The 14,348-nt window shown below is 68.4% G+C and carries 13 protein-coding genes; all 13 read right to left on the bottom strand.

Annotation, left to right across the window (positions count from 1 at the left end; translation table 11 throughout):
* Nucleotides 1-149: 149 nt before the first annotated feature.
* The 13 genes from HDG33_RS13080 to HDG33_RS13020 all read right to left on the bottom strand — a co-directional run bounded on the left by HDG33_RS13080 (nucleotide 150) and on the right by HDG33_RS13020 (nucleotide 14,346).
* Nucleotides 150-1,394, bottom strand: a complete 1,245-nt coding sequence (locus HDG33_RS13080; protein ID WP_184027533.1) for an NAD(P)/FAD-dependent oxidoreductase — start codon at nucleotides 1,392-1,394, stop codon at nucleotides 150-152.
* Complete coding sequence (locus HDG33_RS13075) at nucleotides 1,391-2,671, bottom strand: beta-ketoacyl synthase (RefSeq protein ID WP_184027530.1); 1,281 nt, start codon at nucleotides 2,669-2,671, stop codon at nucleotides 1,391-1,393. Before HDG33_RS13075 ends, HDG33_RS13080 begins: the two co-directional genes overlap by 4 nt.
* Nucleotides 2,668-3,894, bottom strand: a complete 1,227-nt coding sequence (locus HDG33_RS13070; RefSeq protein ID WP_184027527.1) for a beta-ketoacyl-ACP synthase — start codon at nucleotides 3,892-3,894, stop codon at nucleotides 2,668-2,670. Before HDG33_RS13070 ends, HDG33_RS13075 begins: the two co-directional genes overlap by 4 nt.
* Complete coding sequence (locus HDG33_RS13065) at nucleotides 3,894-4,619, bottom strand: 3-ketoacyl-ACP reductase FabG2 (RefSeq protein WP_090801376.1); 726 nt, start codon at nucleotides 4,617-4,619, stop codon at nucleotides 3,894-3,896. Before HDG33_RS13065 ends, HDG33_RS13070 begins: the two co-directional genes overlap by 1 nt.
* Nucleotides 4,616-5,104: a hotdog family protein gene (locus HDG33_RS13060; RefSeq protein WP_184027524.1), complete on the bottom strand. Its 489-nt coding sequence runs from the start codon at nucleotides 5,102-5,104 to the stop codon at nucleotides 4,616-4,618. The genes HDG33_RS13065 and HDG33_RS13060 overlap by 4 nt, the downstream gene beginning before the upstream one ends.
* Before the next feature lie 5 nt (nucleotides 5,105-5,109).
* Nucleotides 5,110-6,294, bottom strand: a complete 1,185-nt coding sequence (locus tag HDG33_RS13055; protein WP_184027519.1) for a beta-ketoacyl-[acyl-carrier-protein] synthase family protein — start codon at nucleotides 6,292-6,294, stop codon at nucleotides 5,110-5,112.
* Nucleotides 6,291-8,750: an MMPL family transporter gene (locus HDG33_RS13050; protein WP_184027508.1), complete on the bottom strand. Its 2,460-nt coding sequence runs from the start codon at nucleotides 8,748-8,750 to the stop codon at nucleotides 6,291-6,293. The genes HDG33_RS13055 and HDG33_RS13050 overlap by 4 nt, the downstream gene beginning before the upstream one ends.
* Nucleotides 8,750-9,460 (bottom strand): outer membrane lipoprotein carrier protein LolA, encoded by a 711-nt coding sequence (locus tag HDG33_RS13045; protein ID WP_184027480.1) that lies wholly within the window; start codon nucleotides 9,458-9,460, stop codon nucleotides 8,750-8,752. The genes HDG33_RS13050 and HDG33_RS13045 overlap by 1 nt, the downstream gene beginning before the upstream one ends.
* Nucleotides 9,448-9,888 carry a thioesterase family protein gene (locus HDG33_RS13040; RefSeq protein ID WP_184027470.1) on the bottom strand — a complete coding sequence of 147 codons (441 nt, stop codon included), beginning with the start codon at nucleotides 9,886-9,888 and terminating at the stop codon, nucleotides 9,448-9,450. Before HDG33_RS13040 ends, HDG33_RS13045 begins: the two co-directional genes overlap by 13 nt.
* Nucleotides 9,889-9,978: 90 nt before the next feature.
* Nucleotides 9,979-11,703 carry a glycosyltransferase gene (locus tag HDG33_RS13035; RefSeq protein WP_184027457.1) on the bottom strand — a complete coding sequence of 575 codons (1,725 nt, stop codon included), beginning with the start codon at nucleotides 11,701-11,703 and terminating at the stop codon, nucleotides 9,979-9,981.
* Nucleotides 11,703-13,427, bottom strand: a complete 1,725-nt coding sequence (locus HDG33_RS13030; RefSeq protein ID WP_184028737.1) for an AMP-binding protein — start codon at nucleotides 13,425-13,427, stop codon at nucleotides 11,703-11,705. Before HDG33_RS13030 ends, HDG33_RS13035 begins: the two co-directional genes overlap by 1 nt.
* On the bottom strand, nucleotides 13,427-14,095 hold the full coding sequence (locus tag HDG33_RS13025; protein ID WP_184027446.1) for a hypothetical protein: 669 nt from the start codon (nucleotides 14,093-14,095) through the stop codon (nucleotides 13,427-13,429). Before HDG33_RS13025 ends, HDG33_RS13030 begins: the two co-directional genes overlap by 1 nt.
* Nucleotides 14,095-14,346 (bottom strand): acyl carrier protein, encoded by a 252-nt coding sequence (locus HDG33_RS13020; protein WP_013090186.1) that lies wholly within the window; start codon nucleotides 14,344-14,346, stop codon nucleotides 14,095-14,097. The genes HDG33_RS13025 and HDG33_RS13020 overlap by 1 nt, the downstream gene beginning before the upstream one ends.
* Nucleotides 14,347-14,348 lie beyond the last annotated feature (2 nt).

The raw sequence follows: 14,348 nt of genomic DNA, 5'->3' as shown, positions 1-14,348 counted from the left end.
ATAGGCGTGTCGACGATCTATTTGAAGTTGCTGCCCGGATTGGCAGCATCCAGATAGATACCGTGCTCGGGGTTGTCCGTATATGGGCGACAGCCCAAAACCTCAACTGCCCTCGATCCCCTGGGACACGCCCAAAGCGGAGGCCCACCTCAGCCCGCCTTGCACACCTCGTGCAACGCGTTGAGGCGCCGCACCGGATCCGCGACATACGGATTCGACTCGTCCCACGCGTAACCGGCGAGCACCGCGCAGATCATGCGGCGGATCGGCGTCACCTGTTCCGGGTAGTAGATGATGTCCTGCAGCTCGCCCGTGTACCAGCGCTCGACGAATGCGCGGAACGTATCGATGCCCTTGCGCAACGGCACGTCGTAATCGGCTGACCAGTCGACCGTCGCGCCGTCGAGCTGCCGGTTCAGCGCGCGCGCCGCCAGATGCGCGGAGCGCAGCGCGATCGTCACGCCCGACGAAAACACCGGATCGAGAAACTCGCCCGCATTGCCGAGCAGCGCATAGCCCGGCCCATGCAGACTCGCGACATTCGCTGCGTAGCCGCCGATCTGCCGCACCGGCATCAGGAATGGCGCCTGCCCGATCAGCCGGTTCAGCGTCGGCTCCTGCCGGATCAGCGCGCGCAGCGCCGCCTCGCGCTGTGTTTCGGGCACCTCGAGAAAACTCGCCTCGGCGACACATCCCACCGAAGAACGGCCGCCCGCGAGCGGAATCATCCAGAACCACACGTCGCGACGCTCGGGATGCGTGGCGATGCAGATCTTGTTGCGATCGATGTCGTCGAGCGCGAGCCCGTCGCGCACGTGCGTGAACAATGCGGCGCGCGTCGGCATGCGCGTCGGCGCCTCCAGCTTCAGCAGGCGCGGCAGCACGCGCCCGAAGCCGCTCGCATCGAGCACGAAACGCGCTTCGACCCGATACGCGCCGGCACTTTCATCGACGACGTCGAGCACCGGTGCCGCGCCCGTGCGCACCGCGCTCACGGTGTGGCCGAACCGCACGTCGGCACCCTGCGCGGCCGCGCAGCGAATCAGCACGTCGTCGAACAGCGCGCGCTCGACCTGGTACGTGGTGCCCCAGCCCGGCGAATGCTTGTCGCGAAAGTCGAACGACGAGCTAAGCTCGCGATATACGAAGTGCGCGCCGTTCTTGTACTGGAAGCCCGCCTCGACGACGGCCTGCAGCATGCCGGCCTCTTCGAGGTACGCCATGCTTTGCGGCAACAGGCTCTCGCCGATCGAGAAGCGCGGAAAGTGCTGACGCTCCAGCACCAGCACCGAGCGGCCCGCCTTACGCAGCAGCGCGGCGGCCACCGCGCCGGCGGGACCCGCACCGATGATCGCGACGTCGACCACGGTCCGCTTTGAAGAATCGCTGTTCAAATCACTCCTCCAACGGTTTGCGTGCGTTGCCGCGCCGTATGCGAGCCTCGCCACGCTTCGAACATCAGGCTCGCGCAGCTCCCGCCGAACCCGAAAGAAACCGACATCGCCGTGTCGATGCGCGCGTCGCGCGGCAAGCGCACGAGTGGCATGTCCCGCACTTGCGGCTCCGGCGTATCGACCAGCGCGGTCGCCGCGATGAAGCCCTCACGCATCATCAACAGCGTATAGATCGCTTCGTGCGCGCCGCACGCGCCGAGCGAATGCCCGGTCATGCCCTTGGTCGACGAAAACGCGGGCAACCCTTGCGCCGATGCACCGAACACGTCGCGCAACGCGTGCAGCTCTTCGAGATCGCCGAGCGGTGTGGACGGCGCATGCGTGTTCACGTAGTCGGGGCGCCGGCCCGCCTGCTCGAGCGCGCCGCGCATCGCGCGCGCGATGCCGGCCGCACGCGGCGCGACCATGCCCGCGCGATCGGTGCAATCGCCGAAGCCGCTCAGCTCCGCGTAGATGCGCGCGCCGCGCGCGAGCGCATGATCGAGCGCTTCGAGCACGAGCACGCCGCCGCCCGATGCGATCACGAAGCCATCGCGCTGCGTGTCGTACGGCCGCGATGCACTGTGGGGCGTGTCGTTGAAGCGGCGCGACAGCGCGCCCATCGCGTCGAACATCAGCGTCGTGTTGTCGTGCAGCGCTTCGCTGCCGCCCGCGAGCACGATCTGCTGGCGGCCGGTCTGGATCAGCTGCATGGCCTGCCCGATCGCGAGCGCCGACGTCGTGCATGCCGATGACGGCGAATAGCTGACGCCTTCGAGCCCGAACATCTGCGCGACGTTCGCCGACGCGGTGCTGCTCATCGTATGCGGCACCGTGTACGGCGGCACCTTGTCGACGCCGCGCGTTTGCGCGATCGCGAGCGCCGCGTCGTAGCTCGCCATCGTGCCGACGCCCGAGCCGATCACGACACCCGCGCGCGGCGACTGCAATGAAGCGAGGTCGAGCCTTGCATCGTCGATCGCGCGTCGCGCCGCGTGGCACGCAAAGCGCGCGGTGTCGCCCATGAAGCGTTCGAGCTTGCGCTCGAACGGCGCCTCGTGCGCGACCGACGCCACGCCCGCGACTTGCGATGCAAGCCCGCGCTCGCGCCACGCATCGATACGCTCGATTCGCGAGTACCCCACGCGCAACGCCGCGCAGACCTGGTCGAGCGTATTGCCGAGACACGACACGATGCCCATGCCGGTCACGACCACGCGTTGCAGGCCTGTGCTCATCGAACGCGCCGGAAAATCAGCGACGTGTTGATGCCGCCGAACGCGAAGTTGTTGCTCATCACGTACTCGGCGTCGATCTCGCGCGCGCCGCCGACGATGTAATCCAGCGGCGCGCAAGCCGGATCGAGGTGGTCGAGATTCAGGGTGGGCACGTACCAGTTGCGCTTCATCATCTCGATCGTCCACCACGCCTCGATCGCGCCGCACGCGCCCAGCGTATGGCCCACATAGCTTTTCAGCGAGCTGATCGGCATGTGCGCGCCGAAGGTCTGCGCGGTCGCATGGCTTTCGGCGATGTCGCCGCGATCGGTCGACGTACCGTGCGCGTTCACGTAGGCAATCGCTTCGGGCGGCAATTGCGCGTCGCGCAGCGCGAGTTGCATCGCGAGCGCCATCGTGTCGGCGGTGGGCTGCGTCATGTGCGCGCCGTCCGAGTTGCAGCCGAAGCCGACCACTTCCGCGTGAATCCGCGCGCCGCGCGCCAGCGCATGCTCGTATTCTTCGAGGACGAGCGTCGCCGCGCCCTCGCCGACCACGAGGCCGTCGCGCGCGGCATCGAACGGACGCGGCGTCAGATGCGGCTCGTCGTTGCGCGTGCTGGTCGCGTACAGCGTGTCGAACACGGCGACCGCGGGACCCGACAGCTCTTCCGCGCCGCCCGCGAGCATCAGCGTCTGTTTGCCGGACTGGATCGCCTCGTACGCATAGCCGATCGCCTGGCTGCCCGACGCGCACGCGCACGAGGTCGGGATGATGCGGCCTTTGAGGTCCCAGAACAGGCTCACGTTGACGGCCGTCGTGTGCGGCATCATCTGCACGTAGCTGTTCGACGTGACGTTGCTCATCAAGCCGGTTTCGAGCATCGTGCCGAACGCGCGGATCGGCTGCACCGAGCCCGACGACGAACCGTACGCGACGCCCATGCGGCCATCCGCGATGCGCGTGTCGTCGGCGAGGCCCGCGTCGGCGAGCGCGAGTTCGCTCGCGCGCACCGAGTACAGCGACACCGGGCCCATCGAACGCACTTTCTTGCGCGGGTAATGCGCGGGGATCGTGAACCCGGGCAGCGGACACGCGAGCCGCGTATGCAGCGACTCGAAGTAATCCCACTCGGACATGCGCCGCACCGCGTTCTCGCCGCGCTTCAGGCGCGCCTGAACCGCGTCCCAGCTATCGCCGAACGCAGTCACGCCGCCCATGCCGGTGATGACGACGCGCTTCATCAGACCATCCCGCCGTTCACGCCGATCACCTGGCGCGTCACATACGATGCGCCATCCGACATCAGAAAGCTCACCACCGACGCGACCTCGGCCGGCTGGCCGACGCGGTTCATCGGCACGGTCTTCAGCGCGTGATCGAGCGTCACCTGTTCGAGCATGCCGGTTTCGATCAACCCCGGCGCGACGCAATTGACGGTGATGTTGCGCGACGCGAGTTCGACCGCGAGCGCCTTGGTCGCGCCGATCAGTCCCGCTTTCGCGGCGCTGTAATTGACCTGGCCGCGATTGCCCATCACGCCCGACACCGACGCGATCGTGACGATACGGCCGCCCTGGCGCGCGCGCACCATCGGCATCGTCAGCGGATGCACGACGTTGTAGAAGGCATCGAGGCCGGTTTCGATCACGACGTCCCAGTCTTCTCCGGTGAGCGCCGGAAACGCCGCGTCGCGCGTGACCCCCGCGCTGCACACGATGCCGTAGTAAGGACCGTGCGCGGCGACGTCGGCTTCGAGCGCCTCGCGACACACGGCACGCTCGCGCACGTCGAATTGCAGCACGCGCGCCGTGCCGCCCTGCGCGGCGATGCCCGTCGCGACCGCGTCGGCTTCGCTGCGTCCGGTGCGGCAATGCACGGTCACGGCGAACCCGTCGGCGGCCAACTTGTACGCAATCGCGCGGCCGATGCCGCGGCTTGCGCCGGTAACGAGAACTCGCCGGCTCATGAACTGATACTCCCTTCGATGAATGACTGGAAATCGGGCGGTTGAAACACCTTGATCACCGCTTCGGCACAGCGCGCGTCGCCGTCGTCGATCGTGCATTCGTAGGCACTGTGGCCTGCGTCGCTGCGCAGCAGCTCGCTCACGTGAACGCGCAAACGCGCGCCGCTTTGGAACACCGGCTGCAAGGCCTGATAGCTGCGCGAGCCGAGCAGCACGCCGGGACGCGCGTGGCCGCCGCCGCGCATCGCGACGAGCGCGATGTGCGCGGCGATCGCCTGCGCCATCAGCTCGATGCCGATCCACGCGGGCATCGCGCCGGCGGCGTCGGCATACCATGCGTGCGGGTCGACGTTGGCGAAGGCGCTCAGCGTGGTGTCGGCGAACGTGTCGATCGCATCGAGCAGCAGCATGCTGCCGCGATGCGGGATGATCGCTTCGATCGGCTGACGCACGAGTTGCTCGACCGTGAGTGGCGGAGTCGTCATGCGCTTTACCGTGCGAGAATCAGGCTGACATTGCTGCCGCCGAACGCGAACGAATTGCTCATCGCGTACTGCGTGCCCGTGCCGCGCGGCAGATGGCGCGCGCCCGCGACGAGATCGAGCGCGGGCAGCGCGGGATCGGCCTCGCCGTCCCATAGATGCGGCGGCAGCGTCGCGTTCTCGCGCGCGAGCGTGAGCCACGCGAAGCCGAGTTCGGTCGCGCCGGCCGCGCCGAGCTGGTGGCCGGTCAACGGCTTGGTGCCGCTCGCGGCGACGCCGCCGGGGAACACGCGCGCCATCAGATGCGCTTCCATTTCGTCGTTCTTCCGCGTGGCAGTCGCGTGCAGATTCACATAGCCGATCGCCGAGGCCGCAATGCCCGCGTCCGCGAGCGCTTCGCGAAGCGCGAGTTCGCCACCGACGCCCTGCGGGTCCGGCGCCGAAATATGATGCGCGTCGCTCGATTCGCCGAGGCCCGCGAGCCGCACCGCCGCTTCGTCGCGGCTCATCAGGAACACGGCCGCGCCCTCGCCGACGTTGATGCCGCGGCGATTGCGGCTCATCGGATTGGTGCGCGCGCTGCTGGTCGATTCGAGCGACGCAAAGCCCTGCACCGTCAATTCGCATAGCGAATCGACACCACCGACGACAACCGCATCGCATAGCTGCAATTGCAACAGCCGACGCGCCGACGCGAACGCCTTCGCGCTCGACGTACACGCGGTCGAAATCGTAAACGCCGGCCCGTGCACGCCGAGCGCGGCGGCAGCGAACGGCGCGGCGGTGCCGATTTCCATCTGCCGATAGTTGAAGTTGGCCGGCAACTCGCCGGCTCGTGCGTGATAGACGAACGCGGTTTCGGCCGCCTCGATGCCCGACGTGCTGGTGCCGAGCACGACGCCGATGCGCTGCGGGCCGTAGCGCTCGCGCGCGGCTTCGAGCGCTGGCGCGATCTGCGCGAGCGCCGCGAGCAGCAGCCGGTTGTTGCGGCAGTCGTAGCGCGCGAGGTCGGCGCGCGGCGCGAGGTCGAGCGGCGCGAGCACGCTGCCGACGAACGCGTCGCCGATGCCGGTATGCACGTTGCCCATGCCGGGCGAGCGCGCGGCGGCGAGCGCCGGCACGATCTCGTCGACGTCGCCGCCGAGCGCGTTGATCATGCCTAGCGCATGCAAATAAACTGTTGGCGCTTTCATGCCGCCCTCCGTGGTTCCGATGACTTGCCCGAGCGCGCTGCCGATGGCATGCCGAGAGGCGCGAGCAGCACCGCCACCGCGATGCCGAGCGCGAGCGTGGTGCCGAAGCTTTTGAGCGCGGGCATCGCGCTCACGCCGAGCATGCCGAACGACAACAACGTGGTCGCCGCCGACAGCAGCACGCCGGTCCACACCGCGCCGAGATCCGCCTCTGCGCGCGCGCAGCCTTCGCGCAGGAACACCGCATAGTTTGCGCCGACGCCAAGCACCAGCATCAGCGCGAGCCAGTTGAACAGATTGAGCGGCACGCCTGCGTAGCCGAACACCGCCAGCGCGACGCCGACCGCGAACAGCACGGGCAAGGTCGTGGCGATACCCCCGCGCGCCCCGTAGCGCAGCATCAGCAGCGCGCACACGAGCACGAGCGCGCCGCCGAGCCACCAGCCGCTATCCACGCGATACGCGCCGAACAGCCTCGACACGCTCGCGGCCTTATCGACGAACACGACGCCGGGCAGGCCGCGCGCGAGCGCGATCAGCGCGGGCTCGTTGCGCGGCGTCACGCCTTGCGGGATCACGACGGCCGCGTAGCTTTGGTCATGCGCCCGATTCGCGTCATTCGATCCCACCGCGCCGAGCCACAGATGCCGATACGGCTGCGACCACGGCGCCGCGAGCCAGCGCTCGACGGTGAGCGGCGCGGGCGGCTTGGCGAAGCCGGCGAGCCACGCATCGGCGACTTCGTCCTTGAAGCCCGCTTGCAGCAGCGTCGCACGCAACGCGGCGAAGTCGCCGAACACATGCTGCACGAGCAGCGCGCGATCCTCGCGCTGACGTTGCGCGGACGGCACGAACTGCGCGACCGACTGGTAGCCGCCGACGCTATCGGCGCTGCCGTTCAGCGCATCGAGCTTCGCACCGAGCGCTTCGGCGCGTTGCAGCACCGCTTCCTGGGTCGCGCCGCGCACGACGAAAAACTGCGCGCTGTTATCGACGCCGACCGCCTCGCGCACCGTGTCTTCCTGCGCGGCCAGCGACGCATCGCGCTGGATCAGCAGATGGATGTCGTCGTCGCTGCTCAGACGCAGCCAGCCGGGCACCGACGCGATCAGCAGCAGCGCGGCGACCAGCCAGGCGCGCTTGCCGCCGAGCGCATGCTGCCAGCGCGCGAGCAGCCGCGCCGCGCCCGCGAACAGGCGCCGAGGGCTGTGCTTCGGCGCGCGCGTGAGCAGCGCGGGCAGCAGCCACAGTACCGACGCGAACGCGGTCGTAATGCCCACCATCGCGAAGCACGCGATCTGCTTCAACGCCGGGAACGGCACCCACATCAGGATCGCGTAGCCGAGCAGGCTCGTCGCCAGCGCAACGCCCAGCGCGGGCCGCACGCTACGCGCGCCGAGCCGCGCATCCCAGTCGCGGCCCGCGCCGAGATAGACGACGAAATACTGGATCGAGTAATCGACAGCCTCGCCGATCAGGCTCGCGCCGAACACGAGCGTCAACAGATGCAGCTTGCCGAAGACCAGCAGCGTCGCCGCGAGCGCGCAGACGATGCCGAGCGCGGTCGATACGAAGCCGAGCAGCAACAGACGCGGCGAGCGGAACACCCACATCATCAGCAGCGCGATGCCGGCGAGCGACGCGATGCCGATCACGTGCACCTCGCGTTCGGAAGCGCTGCGCGCGGCCTCGGCGTAGAACACGGCGCCCGTGCGTGCAACCGATACGTCGGGGAACGTCCGACGCAACGCGCTTTGCGCATCGGCGAGCGCCGCGTGTACCGCGCGCTGCGTCTTCGTTTCGTAGGCGGAGCCCGGCAGGGTCGCGATGACCAGCACGCTGGTCATGTCGCCATGCGCGTCGTGACGATGCGACACCAGCAGGTTGTCCTCGACTTCGAGATTCGACGTCGCGAGCGGCAGATTGCCGAGCCAGCGTTCAAGCCAGCCGAACGGATCGTCGGCGAGCTGCGTGCTGAGGCCGCCTTGCAGCGGGCTGTAGATGCGCTGCGCGAGCATGTCGTGCAGCGTCGTCGCGCTCGCGGTCGCGAGCGCGGTGCGATCGGCCGGCGCGAGCAGGCCGAAGCGGTATGGCAGATACAGCGCCGAGATCTGCGACAGGTCGAACGGCGGCAGTTCGGCCGTCACCGATGCGAATGCGCCGCTCTTTTGCAGCGACGCGCCCAGCTGCTTCGCGGCCGCTTTCGCGTGCGCATCGTCGCGGCTCGTGACGAGCAGCACGGTGCGATCGCCGAGCGCGCTCGCGAGCGTGTCGACCGCTTTCTCGGCGACCGGGTCCGCTTCGGTCGCGGGCAGCAGCGCGAGCAGATTGGTTTCGAGCGGCGACGCTCCGGCGAAGCGCCAGCCGCAATACAGCGCCGCCAGCAGCGCGAGCACGAGCCATGCGGCGCGCACACCCCACGCATGTTTCGCGGTTCGCTGCTGCGGCATGTCCATCACGGCGCTCCGAACAGGCTGCGCTCGTCCGGCGTCGGCTCGGCAACGGCCGTGCTGTTCGCGAACTCGAGCTTCGTCACGTCGCCGTTCGCGAGCGTGATGCGCAGGTGTTGCAGATAATCGCCGCCGCTCATGTCGAGGCCCTTGATCGATTGCGCGAGCTGCGGTTGATTCGGCGTGAGTCGCATGCGCCATTGCGCGGCGCTGCCTTCGGCGCTCACGTCGAACTGCGAGTACAGCGCCGACAGATCGCCGCCGAGCATCGCGCGCATCATCTTCGACACTTGCGCGACGCCGCGGCTGCCCTGCGCGCTATGCGTGCTCACGCGGCGGCCGCTGGCGTCGAGCTGCGCGACGCCAGCGTCGGTGATCACGTAGGTGGCCTTGTACGGCGTGTCGATCCGCCAGATCACGCCGCGCTCGCGGAAGAACAGCAAGGTGCCGTTGCTGACGAGCGGCTGCTTCATCGCGGCAAGCGTCTGCGTCTGCGTGAATTGCGCGCGTACGCCCTTGGGCTGCGCAAGATGCGCGGCGATCTGCGAGACGAGCGCGGCGTTGGCGTTGCTGGCGGCGTTGGCGGCTGGAGCCGTATTGCTGGCGGTGGCCGCATCGGCCGACGCCGCTGCCAATGCAAGCGCCCCGATTGCGACGATCGCCCCCGCCAGCCGCAACACGAGCGCTCCCAGCGCGCACCGGTTCACCGTCCCCATACGCGCTCCAGCTTTTCGAATACGACCGGCGGCGACACGAACTGCAATTCCTCGGTGGCGGCGTCGACGGCGACCTGGACCGTATAGCCCTTCGTGAGCCGCGCGCCCGATGCGCAATCGACGATTTTATAGCCTATTTTCAGGCGGTTTTCGTATTCGAGCAGTTGCGCGCGCACTTCGATCTTCTGTCCGTACACGGCGGCCCGCACGTACTTCAGATGCGCCTCGACGATCGGCCACAGATAGCCGGACGCCCGCATCTCGCGATAGTCGTAGTCGAACGCGCGCAACAGCGCCGCGCGGCCCAACTCGAAGTACTTCAGATAATTGCCATGCCAGCACACGTTCATCGCGTCGACGTCGTGAAACGGCACTTCGACGGTCGCGCTCGCGGCGAGCACGTGCTGCGTTTTCGCGGGCTCGCTCATGCGTTGACTCCTTGGGGATCGGCAGCGGCACCGGCATCCACATGCGCCGCGGCACTCGTAACAGCGCGTACGTGCCGCACATCGTTCAGGTCATGGTCGGCCATTTGCGCCTCGCTCGGGGCTGGCCCAGAAATCGAAGAAATTGAACCATTGGTAAGGGGCCTTGCGGCAATAGTGTTCGAGGCGCAGCGCGTAGCGTTGTGCCCACGCTGCCAGATGCTGCGCGCGTTCGCGGCGCGGCAGCTCGATGCGCTCGGCGAACGGCTCGAAATACATGCGGTAACCGTCGCTTTCCTTCAGGCAGAAGAACAGGTAGACCGGACAGCCGAGCGCATGCGCGAGCACGTAGGGTCCTTGCGCGAACCGCGCGCTCGCGCCGAGAAATTGCGCGTCGGTGGTGCGTCCTGCCTCGCGCGCCGGCACCCGATCGCCGACGATCACGAGCAGTTCGCCCGCATCGATGCGCTGCTGCATCAGCACCGCCGTCTCGGGACCGAAGTCGCCGACTTCGAGCAGATGCCGCGCGAAGTCGCGATTCGACGCCGCCAGCACCTCATTGAAGCGGCGCGCGTGCCCGGTGTAGACGACCGCCGTGACCTTCGCGTGTTCGCCGCGGATGGCGAGCGCGCGCATCATCTCCAGATTGCCGAGGTGCGCGCCGATCACGAGCGCGCCCTTGCCGCTCGCGATCAGTGCTTCGAACGCCGCAGGATCGTCGAACGTGACGTCGGTGTCGTCGACGCGGCCGGTCCATGCGGCGAGCTTGTCGAAGCCCGATTGCGCGAACGCGAGCATATGGCGATACGCGGACAGCCAGCCCGGGCGCGGCGTATCCGCCGACGGCGCGACCGCGCTCAGATGCGCGAAGTAGTTGTCCGACGCGGCGCGCGCCGCGCGGCCCGTCAGCAGAAAATACGCGACGACCGGATGCAGCCACAGCGCGGTGAAGCGGCGGCCGAACAGCTTGCAGCTCAGCGCGAGCAGGCTCATGCCGAGGCGGCTGCCGCGTTCGGCGATGCGCCACCAGGCTTCCGGCCGGGGTTCATCGGCGGCGTCGGCCAGCGCGCCGCGGCGCGGCATCAGCTTGTGCGCGAGCAGCATCGGCAGACGCCACAGCATCCCGAACACGAGCCGCGTATGGCTGCGGCTGATTCGGACGTTGTCCCACAGCACGTCGAAATGCGACACTCCGTCGGCCGCGTAGGTCACGCGCGTCGGGATCGAGCGGAACACGGCGCGGCGCCAGTAGAGACGCACGAGGATCTCGATGTCGAAGTCCATGCGCGTGGGCAGTCGCACGCTGTCGATCAGCTCGCATGCGAGCGCGAGCGGATACAGACGAAAGCCGCACATCGAATCGCGGATCGTCAGCGACAGCGTCTCGATCCACACCCACACGTGGGTCAGATAACGCCCGTACAGACGTGCCTTCGGCACGCTGTCGTCGTAGACCGGACGGCCGAGAATCACCGCGCCGGGTTCGGCGCGCGCGGCATCGATGAAGCGCGGCACGTCGGTCGCATCGTGCTGGCCGTCGGCGTCGATCTGCAGCGCGTGCGTGTAGCCCGCGGCGCGCGCGGCGCGCAGGCCCGCCATCACTGCCGCGCCCTTGCCGCCGTTTGCCGGCAGACGCAGCAGCGTCATCTGCTGCGCGTATTGAAGCGCGAGCGCGGCGAGTACCCGCTGGGTCGGCGCGTCGCTGCCGTCGTCGACGACGAAGATCGGCAGGCCGTGCACCGCGAGATGCGCGACGCTCGCTCCGATCGCGTCCTTGTGGTTGTAGATCGGAATGACGATGCAGGGCGCGAACGTCATCACGCGTCCTCCCGATGCACGAGCAAGCCCGACGCGCATTCGCGTCCGTCGAGCCGATACGCGAACTGCACACGCCGGCGCGCGGCATCATAGGCGAGCGTGAGCTCGAGCACCGCACCGGGCGACACCGACGCCATGAACTTCAGGCGGTCGACCGATGCCACCTCTCGCACGCGCGGCCAATGCCCGGCCGCGAGCCGCGCTGCCCAGTCGACCTGCACGACGCCCGGCAGAATCGGCAGACCCGGAAAGTGGCCGGCGAAATGCCGGAGTGACTGCGGCACGCGCAGCACGTAGTGCAGCGTGTCGCCGACGCGCATGTCGCCGACGCGCATGTCGCCGACGCGCGTTTCGGCGAGCACTTCCATGCCCTCGGCGAGCGGCGCGAACGCGGCCGCAACCGCGCTCGCGGGCAGCTTGCCGCGCGCGTCGAATGGCAGGCTCACGCGAAAACGCCAATGACGCGGCAGCACGACCGCATCGAAGTAATCGGCCAGATGCCGGCGCAGCGTTTTCGCCAGCGCGACGCGGCCTTCGTCGCACAACGCAGCGCCGCCCGCCTCGGTCAGCGCGACCACCGCGCCGACGCGTTCGCGCGACGCGCCTATGAGCAGCACCAGCGCCGCCTGCGCGACATACGGATGCAGCGCGAGACGCGCCTCGAGTTCCGGCAGCGAGACGCGCTTGCCGCCGAGCTTCAGCACGCGGTCGAGGCGCCCTTGCAAGCGGAAGCGCCCGTCGGCATCGAACGCGATGCGATCGCCGGTGCGATGCCAGCCGTCGTGGTCGAGATGCGGCGAGCGCACGCACAGCGCGCCGTCGTCGTCGCGGCGCACCTCGGCGCCGGCGACCGGCTGCCACGCGTCGCCCTGATCCTGACGCCGCCACGCGATCCCGCCGGTTTCCGTGCTGCCGTAGATTTCGAGCGGCGCCGCGCCGTAGCTCGCCGCATAGGCCAGCGCGGCGTCGGCCGCGAGCGGGCCACCCGACGAAAAGAACCCGCGCGGCGCGGGCGTAAGCGCGGCGAAGCCCGGCAACGCGGGCCAACGCGACAACTGCGCGGGCGTCGACACCACCGCCGTCGCGCCGCATTGCGCGATGCGCGCCTGCAGTTGCAGCGGCTCCATGCCGATCGCGCGATCGAACGCGCGGCCAGCCGCGAGCGGCCACAACACGCGAAACAGCAAACCGTAGATGTGGTGATGCGGCACGCTCGCGAGCATCGTCGCGTCGCCGAGCAATGCGCCCCATTGCCGTTCGAGCGTGTGGACTTCGGCGTTGAATTGCGCGAGCGTCTTGCGGATCGGCTTCGGCGTGCCGCTGCTGCCGGATGTGTAGAGCGTCATCGGCGCATGGGCGTCGATCGGGTGGGCGGTGTGAGCCGTGCGATGTGTCGCTGCGACGAACGGCGGCAGATCCGCATCCGTCAGCAGGAAGTCGTAGGCGTGCGCGAGATCGGCGAGATAGCCCGGCGTTGCATTGGCCGGAATCACCGGCTCCTTGCCGCACGCGAACAGCGCGAACAATGCGCAGGCGAACTCGAACGGATCGTCGATGCAGAGCGCGCAGCGCCGCGCGTCGGGCGTTCGCACGAGCTCGATCAAGCCCTCGACGCGCGCGCGAAACGCCGCGCGATCGAGCAGCACGGCGCCATCGCGGCACACCGGTGCGGCGGACGTCGCAAGCGCGGGATCGGCCGACAACAGATCGTGCAACGCGAGCATCAGGCGGCCTCCGAATCCGCTCGCGCGGCGCGCGGCAGCACGAACAGACGTCGCCATACGTATTCGCCCGCCAGCAGCGCGCCGATCAGTCCGTAGGCGATCGCGCCGTTGTACAGCGACCAGGCCGCGCGGCTCCAAAAGAGCGCGGTGTAGACGGAAAACGCGCCGTTCAGCACGAAGAAAACGCACCAGACCTGAGTCACGCGCCGCGTATAGCGCACCGCACCCGGCGGCAGATCGGGACTGCCGAGGCGCGCAAATTTTTCGATCATCGACGGCCCGCGCACGAGCGTCGCGCCGAACGCGATCAGCAAACCGAGATTGACGAGCGACGGATAGAAGCGCAGCAGCAGCTCGCTATCGGTGACGACGATCGTCGCCGATGCGCAGCTCAGCATCGCCACCACGCTCCAGTCGAGCGTGGAAAGCTGCCGCAGCGACATCGCAACCGGACCGCCACCGGCCCAGCGCTGCAGCCATAAAGTCACCAGCAGCATGCCGCCGACGAGACGCGGCGCGTCCCAGCGCCATGCGCACAAGATCAGGGCGGGGTAAGCGAGTTTCAGCAGCACCTGCAGGACGGTCCTGCTCCAGTGAGGCCGCGCGCCGGATTCGCTTGCGGCGGGACTTGGCTGCGACATCTGCGTGCGCGGGTGCGCGACCGGCATCAGCCTTGCGCCGCGAGCAGCGATTCGACCGCGCCGATCACGTCGCCGACCGTGCGCACGGATTTGAAGTTCTCCGGCTTGATGCGGCGGCCGGTCATCTCCTGCAGCTTGATGGCGAGATCGACCGCGTCGATGCTGTCGAGATCGAGGTCTTCGAACAGGTGAGCGTCGGGCGTCACGCGCTGCGGCTCGATCGCGAAATTTTCCTGAAAGATCGCGCGGATGCGCTCAAGAATCTCAGTCTCGGTCACGA

This window comes from Paraburkholderia sp. Cpub6, assembly GCF_014201065.1.
Lineage (GTDB): Bacteria > Pseudomonadota > Gammaproteobacteria > Burkholderiales > Burkholderiaceae > Paraburkholderia > Paraburkholderia tuberum.
Note: the sequence above shows the minus strand (reverse complement) of the source record. Positions and strands in the feature narration are given on the sequence as shown.

What these genes read in the sequence shown, in the direction of transcription:
- HDG33_RS13025 (WP_184027446.1), bottom strand. Translation starts at nt 14,095, where the DNA reads ATGCCGGTCGCGCACCCGCGCACGCAGATGTCGCAGCCAAGTCCCGCC.
- HDG33_RS13060 (WP_184027524.1), bottom strand. Translation starts at nt 5,104, where the DNA reads ATGACGACTCCGCCACTCACGGTCGAGCAACTCGTGCGTCAGCCGATC.
- HDG33_RS13065 (WP_090801376.1), bottom strand. Translation starts at nt 4,619, where the DNA reads ATGAGCCGGCGAGTTCTCGTTACCGGCGCAAGCCGCGGCATCGGCCGC.
- HDG33_RS13035 (WP_184027457.1), bottom strand. Translation starts at nt 11,703, where the DNA reads ATGACGTTCGCGCCCTGCATCGTCATTCCGATCTACAACCACAAGGAC.
- HDG33_RS13040 (WP_184027470.1), bottom strand. Translation starts at nt 9,888, where the DNA reads ATGAGCGAGCCCGCGAAAACGCAGCACGTGCTCGCCGCGAGCGCGACC.
- HDG33_RS13050 (WP_184027508.1), bottom strand. Translation starts at nt 8,750, where the DNA reads ATGGACATGCCGCAGCAGCGAACCGCGAAACATGCGTGGGGTGTGCGC.
- HDG33_RS13030 (WP_184028737.1), bottom strand. Translation starts at nt 13,427, where the DNA reads ATGCTCGCGTTGCACGATCTGTTGTCGGCCGATCCCGCGCTTGCGACG.
- HDG33_RS13055 (WP_184027519.1), bottom strand. Translation starts at nt 6,294, where the DNA reads ATGAAAGCGCCAACAGTTTATTTGCATGCGCTAGGCATGATCAACGCG.
- HDG33_RS13045 (WP_184027480.1), bottom strand. Translation starts at nt 9,460, where the DNA reads ATGGGGACGGTGAACCGGTGCGCGCTGGGAGCGCTCGTGTTGCGGCTG.
- HDG33_RS13075 (WP_184027530.1), bottom strand. Translation starts at nt 2,671, where the DNA reads ATGAGCACAGGCCTGCAACGCGTGGTCGTGACCGGCATGGGCATCGTG.
- HDG33_RS13070 (WP_184027527.1), bottom strand. Translation starts at nt 3,894, where the DNA reads ATGAAGCGCGTCGTCATCACCGGCATGGGCGGCGTGACTGCGTTCGGC.